The sequence below is a fragment of the Enterobacter sp. PL_is511 genome (assembly GCF_055816065.1).
Window position 1 is genome coordinate 201262 of sequence record NZ_JBVPGP010000022.1, and the last position, 14098, is coordinate 215359.

General features: G+C 56.9%; 12 protein-coding genes. 5 read left to right on the plus strand and 7 right to left on the minus strand.

Annotated features, from left to right (window positions below; all coding sequences use genetic code 11):
- Nucleotides 1-3: 3 nt before the first annotated feature.
- On the minus strand, nt 4-1284 hold the full coding sequence (hemL, locus tag AC0TN7_RS11960) for a glutamate-1-semialdehyde 2,1-aminomutase (protein WP_473702176.1): 1281 nt from the start codon (nt 1282-1284) through the stop codon (nt 4-6).
- A gap of 177 nt (nt 1285-1461) precedes the next feature.
- On the opposite strand from hemL, the gene clcA reads away from it, so the two are divergent.
- Nucleotides 1462-2862, plus strand: a complete 1401-nt coding sequence (gene clcA / locus AC0TN7_RS11965; RefSeq protein ID WP_463726585.1) for a H(+)/Cl(-) exchange transporter ClcA — start codon at nt 1462-1464, stop codon at nt 2860-2862.
- Nucleotides 2863-2947: 85 nt separating this feature from the next.
- On the plus strand, nt 2948-3292 hold the full coding sequence (gene erpA / locus AC0TN7_RS11970) for an iron-sulfur cluster insertion protein ErpA (RefSeq protein WP_013095643.1): 345 nt from the start codon (nt 2948-2950) through the stop codon (nt 3290-3292).
- Between the two features lie 94 nt (nt 3293-3386).
- Here erpA and AC0TN7_RS11975 read toward each other — a convergent pair whose 3' ends face one another.
- The 3 genes from AC0TN7_RS11975 to mtnN are packed head-to-tail and all read right to left on the minus strand — an operon-like array spanning nt 3387 to nt 5523.
- Nucleotides 3387-4004: a TRIC cation channel family protein gene (locus AC0TN7_RS11975; protein WP_473702177.1), complete on the minus strand. Its 618-nt coding sequence runs from the start codon at nt 4002-4004 to the stop codon at nt 3387-3389.
- Nucleotides 4005-4031: 27 nt separating this feature from the next.
- Complete coding sequence (btuF, locus tag AC0TN7_RS11980) at nt 4032-4832, minus strand: vitamin B12 ABC transporter substrate-binding protein BtuF (protein ID WP_024907515.1); 801 nt, start codon at nt 4830-4832, stop codon at nt 4032-4034.
- Entirely contained in the window at nt 4825-5523 is a 699-nt protein-coding gene (gene mtnN / locus AC0TN7_RS11985; RefSeq protein WP_024907516.1) for a 5'-methylthioadenosine/S-adenosylhomocysteine nucleosidase, read from the minus strand. The genes btuF and mtnN overlap by 8 nt, the downstream gene beginning before the upstream one ends.
- Before the next feature lie 82 nt (nt 5524-5605).
- On the opposite strand from mtnN, the gene dgt reads away from it, so the two are divergent.
- The 3 genes from dgt to cdaR all read left to right on the plus strand — a co-directional run bounded on the left by dgt (nt 5606) and on the right by cdaR (nt 9992).
- Complete coding sequence (dgt, locus tag AC0TN7_RS11990) at nt 5606-7120, plus strand: dGTPase (RefSeq protein WP_024907517.1); 1515 nt, start codon at nt 5606-5608, stop codon at nt 7118-7120.
- Nucleotides 7121-7251: 131 nt separating this feature from the next.
- Nucleotides 7252-8688 (plus strand): serine endoprotease DegP, encoded by a 1437-nt coding sequence (gene degP / locus AC0TN7_RS11995; protein ID WP_473702178.1) that lies wholly within the window; start codon nt 7252-7254, stop codon nt 8686-8688.
- 146 nt (nt 8689-8834) lie between these two features.
- Nucleotides 8835-9992: a DNA-binding transcriptional regulator CdaR gene (gene cdaR / locus AC0TN7_RS12000; protein WP_023334570.1), complete on the plus strand. Its 1158-nt coding sequence runs from the start codon at nt 8835-8837 to the stop codon at nt 9990-9992.
- A 59-nt stretch (nt 9993-10051) separates the two neighbouring features.
- Here the strand turns inward: cdaR and AC0TN7_RS12005 are convergent, their stop codons facing one another.
- The 3 genes from AC0TN7_RS12005 to glnD all read right to left on the minus strand — a co-directional run bounded on the left by AC0TN7_RS12005 (nt 10052) and on the right by glnD (nt 14085).
- Nucleotides 10052-10441 (minus strand): DUF3461 family protein, encoded by a 390-nt coding sequence (locus AC0TN7_RS12005; RefSeq protein WP_008501916.1) that lies wholly within the window; start codon nt 10439-10441, stop codon nt 10052-10054.
- 111 nt (nt 10442-10552) lie between these two features.
- The gene (gene dapD, locus AC0TN7_RS12010) at nt 10553-11377 is read right to left on the minus strand and encodes a 2,3,4,5-tetrahydropyridine-2,6-dicarboxylate N-succinyltransferase (protein ID WP_008501915.1); all 825 of its coding nucleotides are present in this window, start codon (nt 11375-11377) and stop codon (nt 10553-10555) included.
- 32 nt (nt 11378-11409) lie between these two features.
- Nucleotides 11410-14085 carry a bifunctional uridylyltransferase/uridylyl-removing protein GlnD gene (gene glnD / locus AC0TN7_RS12015; protein ID WP_473702179.1) on the minus strand — a complete coding sequence of 892 codons (2676 nt, stop codon included), beginning with the start codon at nt 14083-14085 and terminating at the stop codon, nt 11410-11412.
- Nucleotides 14086-14098 lie beyond the last annotated feature (13 nt).

The window sequence follows — 14098 nt, forward strand, 5'->3', positions numbered from 1 at the left end:
ACCTTAGAGCTTCGCAAACACCTTACGCGCCGCGTCGATGGTGTTATTGATATCTTCTTCGCTGTGCGCCACGGACATAAAGCCCGCTTCGAACGCTGACGGCGCCAGGTACACGCCTTCTTCCAGCATCAGGTGGAAGAAGCGCTTGAAGCGCTCAACGTCGCACTTCACCACGTCCTGATAGCAGGTCACGGTTTTCGCATCGGTGAAGAAGATCCCGAACATGCCGCCCACGTGGTTAACCACCAGCGGAATACCGGCTTCATCTGCCGCTTCAAGCAGCCCGCTTGCCAGCTGCGTCGTCAGGTCGGTCAGGGTCTCGTGAATGCCAGGCTGGGCCACTTCGGTCAGGCAGGCAAAGCCCGCGGCCATGGCGATGGGGTTACCGGAGAGCGTGCCCGCCTGGTAAACCGGGCCGGTTGGTGCCAGGGCTTCCATCACGTCCTTACGACCACCGAATGCGCCGACCGGCATGCCGCCGCCGATGATTTTACCGAGGCAGGTCAGGTCCGGCTCAACGCCGTAGTAAGACTGGGCACCCGCCAGCGCTACGCGGAAGCCGGTCATGACTTCATCGATGATGAGCAGCGCGCCGAACTCGTCGCACAGGGCGCGCAGGCCCGGCAGGAACTCAGGCTGCGGTGGGATGCAGTTCATGTTGCCTGCAACCGGCTCAACGATGATGCAGGCGATCTCCTGCGGATACTGCTCGAACGCCGCGCGAACGGTGTCCAGATCGTTGTAGGTGCAGGTCAGGGTGTGCTTCGCGAAATCTGCTGGTACGCCAGGTGAGTTTGGCTGGCCGAGCGTCAGCGCGCCGGAACCGGCTTTCACCAGCAGGCAGTCCGCATGACCGTGGTAGCAGCCTTCGAATTTGATGATTTTATCGCGACCGGTAAAACCGCGCGCCAGGCGGATGGCGCTCATGGTGGCTTCGGTACCGGAGTTCACCATACGCACCATGTCCATGGTAGGCACCAGTTCGGTCACCAGCTCCGCCATTTTCACTTCCATTTCGGTTGGCGCGCCGAAACTCAGGCCGCGCTGGGCAGCTTCAATCACCGCATTACGAATAGCAGGGTGGTTGTGCCCCAGCACCATCGGGCCCCAGGAGCCGACATAATCGATATAGGCTTTGCCATCGACATCATACAGATACGCGCCGTCAGCACGTTCGATAAACAGCGGCGTACCGCCCACGCCTGTGAAGGCGCGCACAGGTGAGTTCACGCCACCCGGAATAAGCTCGCGGGCTGCACTGTAGAGGTTTTCAGACTTGCTCATGGCGTCGTTCCTGGTTCGTATAAAATGATTAAGCCCACTATTCTAAGTGATTCGGGGAAGGTTATGAAATTTTTAGCCGGGTAATGCTTTAAGATTTGTTAAGTAATTTTCAGGAGACGGTGGGGCAGTCTCTGGTAAAATCCTCGCGGCTTTTTGTATGACGAATAAGAACAGGACATGAAATCAGATTCTCCGTCTTTTGAAGAACAACAGTTTACGCGCGCCCGGCACCGGGTCAGTATTCGGCGGCTGCTCAATCGCGATAAAACGCCGCTGGCGATCCTGCTGGCCGCTGCCGTGGTGGGGACTCTCGCGGGGCTGATTGGCGTGGCGTTTGAAAAAGCGGTTAATGCCGTACTCAACTGGCGAGTGGGCACCGTGGCCGGTTTCGCCGATAGCGAATGGCTGGTCTGGGTTTGGGCATTCGGGCTGTCTGCGCTGTTTGCCATGGTGGGGTATTTTCTGGTGCGTAAATTCGCGCCGGAGGCGGGCGGGTCTGGCATCCCGGAAATTGAAGGTGCGCTGGAGGAGCTGCGTCCGGTGCGCTGGTGGCGGGTGATTCCGGTTAAATTCATCGGCGGCATGGGGACGCTGGGCGCAGGCATGGTACTTGGCCGGGAAGGGCCCACGGTACAGCTGGGGGGGAACGTCGGCCGCATGGTGGGCGATCTGTTTCGGATGCGAAGCGCCGAAGCGCGCCATACGCTGCTGGCTACCGGTGCGGCGGCGGGGCTGTCGGCGGCGTTTAACGCGCCGCTGGCGGGCATTTTGTTCATTATCGAAGAGATGCGCGCGCAGTTTCGCTACAACCTGATCTCCATTAAAGCGGTGTTTACCGGCGTCATTATGTCGAGCATCGTCTTTCGCCTCTTTAACGGCGAAGGGGCGGTCATTGAGGTGGATAAACTGACCAACGCGCCGGTCAACACCCTGTGGCTTTACCTGATCCTCGGCATGATTTTTGGCGTGGTGGGGCCGCTGTTTAACACCTTTATCCTGCGCGCTCAGGATATGTTCCAGCGCATTCACGGCGGGAACACCACGAAATGGGTGCTGATGGGCGGCCTGCTGGGCGGAATCTGCGGCGTGCTCGGGTTTATCGAGCCGAATGCCGCTGGCGGCGGGTTCGGGCTGATCCCCATTGCGGCGGCGGGGAATTTCAGCGTGGGTCTGCTGCTGTTTATGTTTATCTCCCGCGTCATCACGACGGTACTCTGTTTTTCCTCCGGCGCGCCCGGCGGGATATTTGCCCCGATGCTGGCGCTGGGGACCTTGCTGGGCACCGCGTTTGGAATGGCGGCTGAAGTGGGTTTTCCCGCCTATCATCTTGACGCCGGGACCTTTGCCATCGCCGGAATGGGAGCGCTGCTGGCCGCATCCCTGCGTGCGCCGTTGACCGGGATCGTGCTGGTGCTGGAGATGACGGACAATTACCAGCTCATTTTGCCAATGATCATTACCTGTCTCGGCGCGACACTATTAGCCCAGTTCCTGGGTGGAAAGCCGCTATACTCCACCATCCTTGCGCGTACTCTGGCAAAACAAGAGGCGGAACGGGCCGCAGCGCAGAATACTTGAATGAATTACCAGGGTATTAGATAATGACACAAAGAATTGGGTGAATTTTACCCAATCGCAGTAGCAGTATTCATGGGAGCATATGATGAGTGATGATGTAGCGTTGCCGCTGGAATTTACCGAAGCAGCAGCCAACAAAGTGAAAACCCTGATTGCAGACGAAGACAATCCGGATCTGAAACTGCGCGTCTATATTACCGGTGGCGGCTGCAGCGGCTTCCAGTATGGTTTTACCTTTGACGATCAGGTTAACGATGGCGATATGACTATCGAGAAACAGGGCGTTGCGCTGGTGGTTGACCCGATGAGCCTGCAATATCTGGTGGGCGGTTCGGTGGATTACACCGAAGGTCTGGAAGGTTCGCGCTTTGTGGTGACCAACCCGAACGCAACAAGCACCTGCGGGTGTGGTTCTTCGTTCAGTATTTAAGAGGGTGCGGGCTGATGCCCTCACCCCCGGCCCTCTCCCACAGGGAGAGGGAGAAAAGACTAAAAACGGTAACCGTCAGGTTACCGTTTTGCTTTTACCGGTCATCCAGCGCAAACGTCGGCAGCTTCAGGTGCCAGCGTATCGCCGCTAAACGTATCACCAGCGTCACGACCATCCCCAGCATCGCGGCGTTTTCCAGCAGAAGTGCAAACGTGTAGTACGCGGTCGCGTGGACAATGCCCCCCGCGATACAGGCCGTCGCGTAAATTTCAGTACGCAGGATCATCGGTACTTCACGCGCCAGAATGTCGCGAATGATCCCACCGCCCACGCCGGTTAATACGCCCATACAGATTGCCACCATTGGACCAGTACCCGCATTAAACGCCTTATTGACGCCAATACCGACAAACACGGCCAGACCGACGGCATCCAGTACCGGCAATATCCATTTGGGTAATCTGCGGGGCTGGCGAACCAGCACAATGGTTAACAGACAGGTGACCATCGCGACCACCAGATCGGTAGGATCTTTCACCCAAAACACCGGGCCATTCGCCAGCGCCATATCGCGGATAGTCCCGCCACCGACGGCGGTCACGACCCCAAGCACCAGCACGCCAAACGGATCCATGCGTAGTTTTCCGGCGAGCAGGACGCCGGAGATAGCAAAAACGGCTGTGCCAAGAATATCCAGCCAATAAACGAGCATCGTTAAATCCTCGAAAAGGGTCTTATGTTAGTGACTCTCTGCCAGCGCGGCACAGAGCTGTTTTGCGGCGAGGATAATACGCGGGCTGGCGCGTTCAAACCAGTCGCTGTTAAGGGGAATTACCGGTATTTTTAGCTGCCGTTGCCAGAATTGTTCAATTTTGGGAATTTCGCTCGCATTTCCGACCACGACGATAGCCTGCGGCTGGCGCGCCAGGACCTGTTCACGGCTAACCTGGGGCCACGGCACCCGGCTGGCTGCAAAGATGTTTTCACCGCCACAGACTTCCAGCACCTGGTTCTGAATCGACCCTTTTCCGGTGGTGAACAGCGGTTGGCTGCCAAACTGCAGGAAGATGCGCTTTTTAACAGGGGTATCGTATCGGGATTTCAGCGCGGCATAGTCGCTCAGCATCTGTTTCGCCGCCGCCTCGGCTTTTTTGGGCGTAGGGCTATAGGGTGCCAGGGCGCGTAGCGCCTGAGCGACTTGCTCAATGCTGACGGCATCAATCCACATCACTTTTATGCCAAGCGAGGTGAGCTGGTTGACCTGCCGCTCGGCGTTACCGCCGCGCCAGGCCAGCACGAGATCCGGTTTAAGCGCCACGATGCGCTCAAGGTTCATCCCTTGCCAGGTGGCGACTTGTTCAATTCCCGCGGCCTGCGGCGGATAATCCGAATAGCTACTCACGCCAACGGGCGTGATCCCGGCGGCAAACGCCAGTTCCGTATTTGCGGGAGAGAGTGTAATCACGCGCGGTACAGCATAGAGCCACAGCGGTGCGAGAAGAAGCAGGGCGGCCAGCGCCCTGACGGTATGTTTAGCCACGTGCCAGATTCTGCACCAGGCGTTCCACCATCACGGTGGACTGTTTTGCCGCAACGGTCAGGAACTCGTCGAAGCTGATGTGAGACTGCTGGTCTGCCACGTCAGAGATGGCGCGAACCACCACGAACGGTACGCTGAAGTTATGGCAAACGTGCGCAATCGCGGTCGCTTCCATCTCAACGGCAACCGCCTGAGGGAAGTTATGACGGATTTTCGCCAGCCCAACGGAGCCGTTGATGAACGCATCACCGCTGACAATCAGACCGCGTACCGCGTTGAGGTTGAGTTCTGCGATGCAGGTCTCCGCCGCCGCAATCAGTTTGTCGTCAGCTTTAAAAGCAGCAGGGCAGCCCGGGAGCTGACCGTACTCGTAACCGAACGCGGTGACGTCAGCATCGTGGTAACGCGCTTCGTCGGAGACAACGATATCACCCACCTTCAGCGTCGGCGCCAGGCCGCCCGCAGAGCCGGTATTCACGATCACATCCGGCTTGCAGCGCTCAAGCAGCAGGGTTGCACCCAGCGCAGCTGCCACTTTACCGATGCCTGATTTCAGCAGAGCCACGTCAACACCGTTCAGCTGGCCGGTGTAGATCTCACAACCACCAAGAGAGAGGGTCTGACGGTTCTCAATTTTGTCACGCAGCAGCGTAACTTCTTCTTCCATTGCACCAATAATGCCGATTTTCATAGATTTACTCGCGATGTGCCTTGTTAAGATGCATAGTCTATCATGCGGTTAAGGGGAAACGCATTCTCACGCGGGGGAGCACATGGCACCAATCGATTTTCGCACCAAAATTAACTGGCACCGACGTTTCCGTTCGCCGCAGGGCGACAAGAGCGAACATGAGATCCTGCGTATCTTCGAAAGCGATCGCGGGCGGATCATTAACTCGCCCGCCATCCGCCGTCTGCAGCAAAAGACCCAGGTCTTTCCGCTTGAGCGTAACGCCGCGGTGCGCACGCGCTTAACCCACTCCATGGAGGTGCAGCAGGTCGGGCGCTACATTGCCAAAGAGATTTTAAGCCGTCTCAAAGAGCAGCGCTTACTGGAAACCTATGGTCTGGACGAGCTGACGGGGCCTTTTGAGAGCATCGTTGAGATGGCCTGCCTGATGCATGACATCGGCAACCCGCCTTTCGGCCACTTTGGTGAGGCGGCGATCAATGACTGGTTTAAGCAGCGGCTTTACCCTTCGGATGCGGTAAGCCAGCCGCTGAGCGACGACCGCTGCATCGTACGCGATTTACGCCTGCGTGAAGGCGAAGAGGGGCTGAACGATCTGCGACGCAAAGTGCGCCAGGATTTGTGTCACTTTGAGGGCAACGCGCAGGGGATCCGGCTGGTCCACTCCCTGATGCGCATGAACCTGACCTGGGCACAGGTCGGCTGCATTCTGAAATATACCCGCCCCGCGTGGTGGATGGGAGATACGCCCGCGTCCCACAGCTATTTAATGAAAAAACCGGGCTATTACCTTTCCGAAGAGGCCTATATTGAACGGCTACGTAAAGAACTTTCATTGACGCCAAACGGCCGCTTTCCATTGACCTGGATTATGGAAGCCGCCGATGATATTTCCTATTGCGTGGCCGATCTGGAAGATGCCGTTGAGAAAAGAATCTTCAGCGTTGAGGAGCTTTATCAGCATCTTTATGCGGCCTGGGGTACCCATGAAAAAGGCTCGCTGTTTGCGCAGGTTGTCGAAAATGCCTGGGAAAAATCGCGCTCAAATACATTAAGCCGTAGTACAGAAGACCAGTTCTTTATGTATTTGCGGGTCAATACATTAAATAAACTGGTGCCGTATGCGGCGTCGCGCTTTATTGATAATTTACCGCTCATCTTCAGCGGGGAATTCAACCACGCGCTGCTGGAAGATGACAGCAGTTTCAGTCAACTCCTTGAGCTTTATAAACATGTGGCGATGCGGCATGTATTTAGCCATCCGGATGTCGAGCAGTTAGAGCTGCAGGGTTATCGGGTAATCAGTGGGTTACTGGAAATTTATTCCCCGTTGCTCCAGCTGTCGGTCGACGAGTTCAGCGAGCTGGTGGAACACGAGCGCGTGCGCAGAATACCTATCGAATCGCGGCTTTATCAGAAACTCTCTACCCGGCATCGTCTGGCGTATGTCGAAGCGATTGGCAAGCTGGATCGCCACTCTTCCCAATGGCCGGTGATGGAATATTATTATCGCAGCCGTCTAATCCAGGACTATATCAGCGGCATGACGGATTTGTATGCCTGGGATGAATACCGCAAGCTTATGGCGGTGGAATAATCCCGGAGTTTTGTAAAGACGGCCAATAAATTTTTACCTTTTCCATAAACTTATCGCCGGAACTAAGCGGTATAAAACGAATCTGAGTTACACAGCAATTTTGCGTTACCTGTAAATCGAGATTGAGAAACATGAAAAAAACCACATTAGCAATGAGTGCACTGGCTCTGAGTTTAGGTTTAGCGCTGTCTCCTCTGACTGCTACTGCAGCCGAGACCGCGTCGTCGGCAGCAACCGCGCAGCAGATGCCAAGCCTGGCACCGATGCTCGAAAAAGTGATGCCATCGGTGGTGAGTATTAACGTTGAGGGCAGTACAACCGTCAATACGCCGCGTATGCCGCGTAACTTCCAGCAGTTCTTCGGTGACAACTCGCCGTTCTGCCAGGACGGTTCGCCATTCCAGAGCTCTCCGTTCTGTCAGGGCGGTGGCGCAGGGGATGACAGCCAGGGCGGCGGCCAGCAGCAGAAATTCATGGCGCTTGGCTCGGGGGTAATCATTGATGCAGCGAAAGGCTATGTCGTTACAAACAACCACGTTGTTGATAACGCGAACAGCATTAAGGTTCAGCTGAGCGATGGCCGTAAGTTCGACGCCAAAGTGGTGGGTAAAGACCCGCGCTCCGATATCGCGCTGATCCAGATCCAGGATCCGAAAAACCTGACGGCGATTAAAATTGCCGACTCCGACGCGCTGCGCGTGGGCGACTATACCGTGGCGATCGGTAACCCGTTCGGTCTGGGTGAAACCGTGACCTCGGGTATCGTCTCTGCGCTGGGCCGTAGCGGCCTCAATGCCGAGAACTATGAAAACTTCATCCAGACGGATGCGGCGATCAACCGCGGTAACTCCGGCGGTGCGCTGGTGAACCTGAACGGTGAGCTGATCGGTATCAACACCGCGATCCTGGCACCGGACGGCGGCAACATTGGGATCGGCTTTGCTATCCCAAGTAACATGGTGAGAAACCTGACCGCGCAGATGGTGCAGTATGGCCAGGTGAAACGCGGCGAGCTGGGTATCCTCGGGACCGAGCTGAACTCCGAACTGGCTAAGGCGATGAAAGTTGACGCCCAGCGCGGGGCATTCGTCAGCCAGGTGATGCCGAACTCCTCCGCGGCGAAAGCGGGCATTAAAGCGGGGGATGTGATCACCTCCCTGAACGGTAAGCCGATCAGCAGCTTTGCCGCCCTGCGTGCCGAAGTGGGCTCAATGCCGATTGGCAGCAAAGTGACCCTCGGCCTGCTGCGCGACGGTAAGCCGGTTAACGTGAGCCTGGAACTGCAGCAGAGCAGCCAGAATCAGGTGGATTCCAGCACCATCTTTAGCGGTATTGAAGGTGCTGAGATGAGTAATAAAGGCGCAGACAAAGGCGTGGTGGTGAACAACGTGAAAGCGAATTCACCGGCAGCCCGTATCGGCCTGAAAAAAGGCGATGTGATCATGGGCGCTAACCAGCAGCCGGTGAAAAACATCGCTGAACTGCGCAAGATCCTCGACAGCAAGCCTTCCGTGCTGGCGCTGAATATCCAGCGTGGGGATACTTCGCTTTATCTGCTGATGCAGTAATCCTCTGAAGCCCCTGTTCGCAGGGGCTTTTTCGTTTCTGTGATTCTTGCCACAACTCCATACATCTCCCTCTCTCTTTGTGCATTCGCACAATGCAGCCGTCGCTGAACTTCCCTATGCTTGAGCTCTGCTCACGGGAGGGTTCTATGGCTGGCTGGCATCTTGATACCAAAATGGCGCAGGATATCGTGGCGCGCACCATGCGCATCATTGATACCAATATCAACGTGATGGATGCCCGCGGGCGCATTATTGGCAGCGGCGATCGCGAGCGTATTGGGGAATTGCACGAAGGCGCGCTGCTGGTGCTTTCCCAGGGGCGGGTCGTGGATATCGACGATGCGGTAGCGAAACACCTGCACGGCGTCCGTCAGGGCATCAATTTACCGCTGCGTCTTGAAGGCGAGATTGTGGGGGTCATCGGCCTGACCGGCGAGCCCGAGTCACTGCGAAAATACGGTGAGCTGGTCTGTATGACGGCAGAGATGATGCTGGAGCAGTCGCGCCTGATGCACCTGCTTGCCCAGGACAGCCGCCTGCGTGAAGAGCTGGTGATGAACCTTATTCAGGCGGAAGAGCACACGCCCGCGCTCAGCGAATGGGCGCAGCGTCTGGGGATCGATCTGAACCAGCCGCGCGTGGTGGCGGTCATTGAGGTCGATAGCGGCCAGCTTGGCGTAGACAGCGCGATGGCCGAGCTGCAGCAGCTGCAAAATGCGCTGGCGACGCCGGAGCGCGATAACCTGGTGGCGATCGTTTCTCTGACGGAAATGGTGGTGCTCAAACCGGCGCTCAACGCGTTCGGCCGCTGGGATGCGGAAGATCATCGTCGTCGCGTGGAGCTGCTGATCTCCCGGATGAAGGAGAATGGTCAGCTGCGTTTTCGCGTTGCGCTGGGCAACTACTTTACCGGGCCGGGCAGCATCGCCCGCTCCTGGCGTACCGCGCGCACCACCATGATGGTGGGCAAGCAGCGGATGCCGGAGAGCCGTAGCTATTTCTATCAGGATTTGATGCTGCCGGTGCTGCTCGACAGCCTGCGCGGGGGCTGGCAGGCCAATGAGCTGGCACGACCATTAGCGCGTCTGAAAGCCATGGACAATAACGGCCTGCTGCGCCGGACGCTGCAGGCGTGGTTCCGTCATAACGTGCAGCCGCTGGCGACGTCAAAAGCGCTGTTTATTCACCGCAATACCCTGGAGTATCGGTTAAACCGGATTTCAGAGCTGACGGGGCTGGATCTGGGGAATTTCGACGACAGGCTGCTGCTGTATGTGGCGCTGCAGCTGGATGAACAGCGATAAGGGTTTCACCCTCTCCCTGTGGGAGAGGGTCGGGGTGAGGGCATCAGGCCGCACTCAACTTATTTGTTGCGGGTTAACTTCTCAAGATCCGCTTCAATCTCGCTGATCTTATTGGTCACAACGCTTTCAAGGTGACGCAGATCGTCAAGGATCTTGCGCTTGAGATCGACTTCGGTGCGGTCGCGCTGGCAGATCTGATCGAGTTCATCGATCACATAGCGCAGGTTAGGGCTGATTTCCTGTACTTCTTTGTATCCCTGTCCTACACCGTCAGCAACAACGGTCTTACGCTGGCGTGGATATTTAAACTTCACGCTTTTGGCGAAAAACTCTCCTTTGTCCTTGTGAAAATAGATTTTCAGAATATCGTTATTGGCTTCCTGACGGAGGCTGTAACGATCAATTTCATCAGGATTGGTAATGCCCAGACTTTTCAGATTATCGTACATAGCGGTACCCTTGATCTCAACATAACCTTTGAATAATTAACGAAAAAATCTATTTTCGCCACCCTCAGATACAAAAAAAGCGGGGTTGCCCCCGCTTTTTGTTATACCCGATTAATCGATGGTGCGCAGCAACTCGTTGATGCCCACTTTACCGCGCGTTTTCGCATCCACTTTCTTCACGATAACCGCACAGTACAGGCTGTATTTACCATCTTTTGACGGCAGGTTGCCGGAAACCACCACGGAGCCCGCCGGAACGCGACCGTAGTGAACTTCGCCGGTTTCACGGTCATAAATACGGGTGCTCTGACCAATGTAAACGCCCATGGAGATCACGGAACCTTCTTCAACGATCACGCCTTCAACCACTTCAGAGCGCGCGCCGATGAAGCAGTTGTCTTCGATGATGGTCGGGTTAGCCTGCAGTGGCTCCAGAACACCACCGATGCCCACGCCGCCGGACAGGTGAACGTTTTTACCGATCTGCGCGCAGGAACCGACAGTCGCCCAGGTGTCAACCATGGTGCCTTCGTCAACGTAGGCACCGATGTTCACGTAGGATGGCATCAGCACGGTATTACGTGCGATGAAAGCGCCCTGACGCACTGCCGCAGGTGGCACCACGCGGAAGCCTTCTTTCTGGAAACGCGCTTCGTCGTAGTCAGCGAATTTCATAGGGACTTTATCGAAGTAGCGGCTTTCAGCTCCGTCGATAACCTGGTTATCGTTGATACGGAAAGAGAGCAGCACGGCTTTCTTCAGCCATTGATGAGTGACCCACTGACCGTCGATTTTTTCTGCCACGCGCAGCGCGCCGGAATCCAGCAGGGAAATCACCTGGTTTACCGCTTCACGGGTCACGGTATCCACATTTGCCGGGGTAATCTCGGCGCGACGCTCAAAAGCGGACTCAATAACGTTCTGTAACTGCTGCATTGTTTACTCTTTCCATTTCACTAAAAAACATATCACCCTTTATCGTTTGGATTGAGGGCTGCTGTCAACCGTTGTTGCACTTCAAGCTGCAGGTCATTATTAAGGGCACGCCGGTCCGCTGTCGCGATTATAAATAAATCTTCTACTCGCTCGCCAATCGTTGTAATTCGGGCGCCATGGAGCGAAATTCCCAGATCGGCAAAAACCTGGCCGACGCGGGCGAGCAGCCCCGGCTGGTCGAGCGCGATCAGCTCCAGGAACGATTTACGGTCGGTGTGGGTCGGCAGGAAGTTGACCTCGGTATCGACGGTAAAGTGGCGCAATTTCGCCGGCTGGCGACGCGGCTGCGGGGGCTGCCAGCTGCGCTGGGTAATCGCCTGTTCCAGACCAAAACGTATCCCTTCATGCCTGTCCGACGACAGCGGGCTGCCGTCCGGCTCCAGCACGATAAAGGTGTCCATTGCCATGCCGTCGCGGGTGGTGAAAATCTGCGCGTCGTGAACGCTCAGGTTTCGCCTGTCCAGCTCGGCGCAGACCGCAGCAAACAGATAAGGTCGGTCCGGGCTCCAGATGAAAATCTCCGTTCCGCCTCGGGTAGCCTGAGGGCTCAGCAGAATCATTGGCTGGGACAGGTCGTGCTTCAGCAGGTGCCGCGCGTGCCACGCAAGCTGGTTTGGGCTGTGGCGGACAAAATAGTTGGCACGGCAGCGGGCCCATATCTGGTGTAGCGCCTCTTCATCAATGTTATCCATCCGCAGCAGCGCCAGCGCCTGCAGCTGGTGATGACGCACGCGCTCGCGCATATCCGGGGTGTTTTGCATCCCGCGACGCAGCTGTTTTTCGGTAGCGAAGTACAGCTCGCGCAGCAGGCTCTGCTTCCAGCTGTTCCACAGCGTTTCGTTGGTGGCGCAGATATCGGCCACCGTCAGGCAGACCAGATAGCGCAGACGGTTTTCCGTCTGAACCGCTTCCGCGAACTGCTTGATCACCTCAGGATCCTGAATGTCACGACGCTGCGCGGTAACCGACATCAGAAGATGATGGCGTACCAGCCAGGCCACCAGCTGCGTTTCACGTGAGTTCAGGCCGTGCAGCTCGGCAAATTTCAGTACGTCCTGTGCACCCAGCACCGAATGATCGCCGCCGCGACCTTTGGCGATATCGTGGAACAGGGCAGCAATCAGGATCAGTTCCGGGTGGGTCAGGCGCGGCCATAGCTCCACGCACAGTGGATGGCGGGAGCGCGTCTCTTCTTTTGCAAAGCTTTCCAGCTTGAGCATCACGCGGATCGTGTGTTCATCCACCGTGTAGGCGTGGAACAGATCGAACTGCATCTGTCCGACAATGTGCGACCACTGCGGCATATAGGCCCACAGCACGCTGTGGCGGTGCATCGGCAGCAGCCCACGGCTGACGGCGCCCGGGTGGCGGAGCATGCTCAGGAACAGCGAGCGCGCTTCCGGGATATAGCACAGCGGCTCCGTCAGATGACGGCGCGCATGGCGCAGATGGCGCAGGGTGGTGGAGTAGATCCCGGTGATGGTGCTGTTGCGCACCATGGTATAGAACATCCGCAGAATCGCTTCCGGCTCGCGGATGAACAGCGTTTCGTCGCGCAGATCGATAAGCGTGCCGCGCAGCTGGAATTCGTCATCAATCGGGCGCGGTTTCTCATCCGCCGTCAGGGCCAGAATGGCCTCGTCGAACAGCTGCAGCAGCATCTGGTTCAGCTCGGTCACCCGGCGGGTGACGCGGAAGAAATCCTTCATCATGTGCTCAACCGGCTCGTTGCCTTCGCCCTGATAATTCAGGCGCTGCGCCACGCTGAGCTGGCGGTCAAACAGCAGACGGTTATCGTAGCGGGTGACTTCCAGATGCAGGGCAAATCGAATACGCCACAGCAGGTGCAGGCACTCGTTCAGCTCGTTACGCTCTGCCTCGGTTAAGAAGCCGAAGCCGACCATCTCGTCCATCGAGGTGGCGCCAAAATGGCGGCGAGCGACCCACTGCAGGGTATGGATGTCGCGCAGGCCGCCGGGGCTGCTTTTAATATCGGGCTCAAGATTATAGCTGGTGCCGTGGTAGCGCTGGTGGCGCTGGTTTTGCTCCTCGACCTTCGCGGCGAAGAACTTTTCTGACGGCCAGAAGCCGTCGCTGAAGATGTGCTTTTGCAGCTCCAGAAACAGCGCGACGTCGCCAATCAGCAGGCGGGTTTCAATCAGGTTGGTGGCGACGGTCAGGTCCGATAACCCTTCCAGCAGACACTCTTCCAGGGTGCGCACGCTGTGGCCGACTTCCAGCTTCACGTCCCAGAGGAGCGTCAGCAGTTCGCCAATTTTTTGCGCCTGTTCGTCCGGCAGCTTTTTGCGGCTTAAGATCAGGAGATCGATATCGGAAAGCGGATGCAGCTCACCGCGGCCATAGCCCCCGACTGCAACCAGCGCAACATCACTGATTTGCCCAAACCCGTAATCGATCCACAGGCGCTGCAGCAGCTGGTCGATAAATTCGGTGCGCGCCTCAATCAGCTGTTCTGCCGATATGCCCGCATCAAATGCGCTGCCCAGCCAGCGGTGAAAGACATCCATGTGCGCTTTGATACCGGCACAGGTTAGCTCGTGCTGCGGCCAGACGCCCGGGTTATCGGGCTGGTCGGGGAGGGTGGGAAGGGCTGTGTTAGCATACTGTTCGGGTAAAAGATTACTCATCGTGCGCCACCCA

What these genes read in the sequence shown, in the direction of transcription:
- cdaR (WP_023334570.1), top strand. Translation starts at nt 8,835, where the DNA reads ATGGCTGGCTGGCATCTTGATACCAAAATGGCGCAGGATATCGTGGCG.
- degP (WP_473702178.1), top strand. Translation starts at nt 7,252, where the DNA reads ATGAAAAAAACCACATTAGCAATGAGTGCACTGGCTCTGAGTTTAGGT.
- erpA (WP_013095643.1), top strand. Translation starts at nt 2,948, where the DNA reads ATGAGTGATGATGTAGCGTTGCCGCTGGAATTTACCGAAGCAGCAGCC.
- dapD (WP_008501915.1), bottom strand. Translation starts at nt 11,377, where the DNA reads ATGCAGCAGTTACAGAACGTTATTGAGTCCGCTTTTGAGCGTCGCGCC.
- AC0TN7_RS12005 (WP_008501916.1), bottom strand. Translation starts at nt 10,441, where the DNA reads ATGTACGATAATCTGAAAAGTCTGGGCATTACCAATCCTGATGAAATT.
- clcA (WP_463726585.1), top strand. Translation starts at nt 1,462, where the DNA reads ATGAAATCAGATTCTCCGTCTTTTGAAGAACAACAGTTTACGCGCGCC.
- dgt (WP_024907517.1), top strand. Translation starts at nt 5,606, where the DNA reads ATGGCACCAATCGATTTTCGCACCAAAATTAACTGGCACCGACGTTTC.
- glnD (WP_473702179.1), bottom strand. Translation starts at nt 14,085, where the DNA reads ATGAGTAATCTTTTACCCGAACAGTATGCTAACACAGCCCTTCCCACC.
- hemL (WP_473702176.1), bottom strand. Translation starts at nt 1,284, where the DNA reads ATGAGCAAGTCTGAAAACCTCTACAGTGCAGCCCGCGAGCTTATTCCG.
- AC0TN7_RS11975 (WP_473702177.1), bottom strand. Translation starts at nt 4,004, where the DNA reads ATGCTCGTTTATTGGCTGGATATTCTTGGCACAGCCGTTTTTGCTATC.
- mtnN (WP_024907516.1), bottom strand. Translation starts at nt 5,523, where the DNA reads ATGAAAATCGGCATTATTGGTGCAATGGAAGAAGAAGTTACGCTGCTG.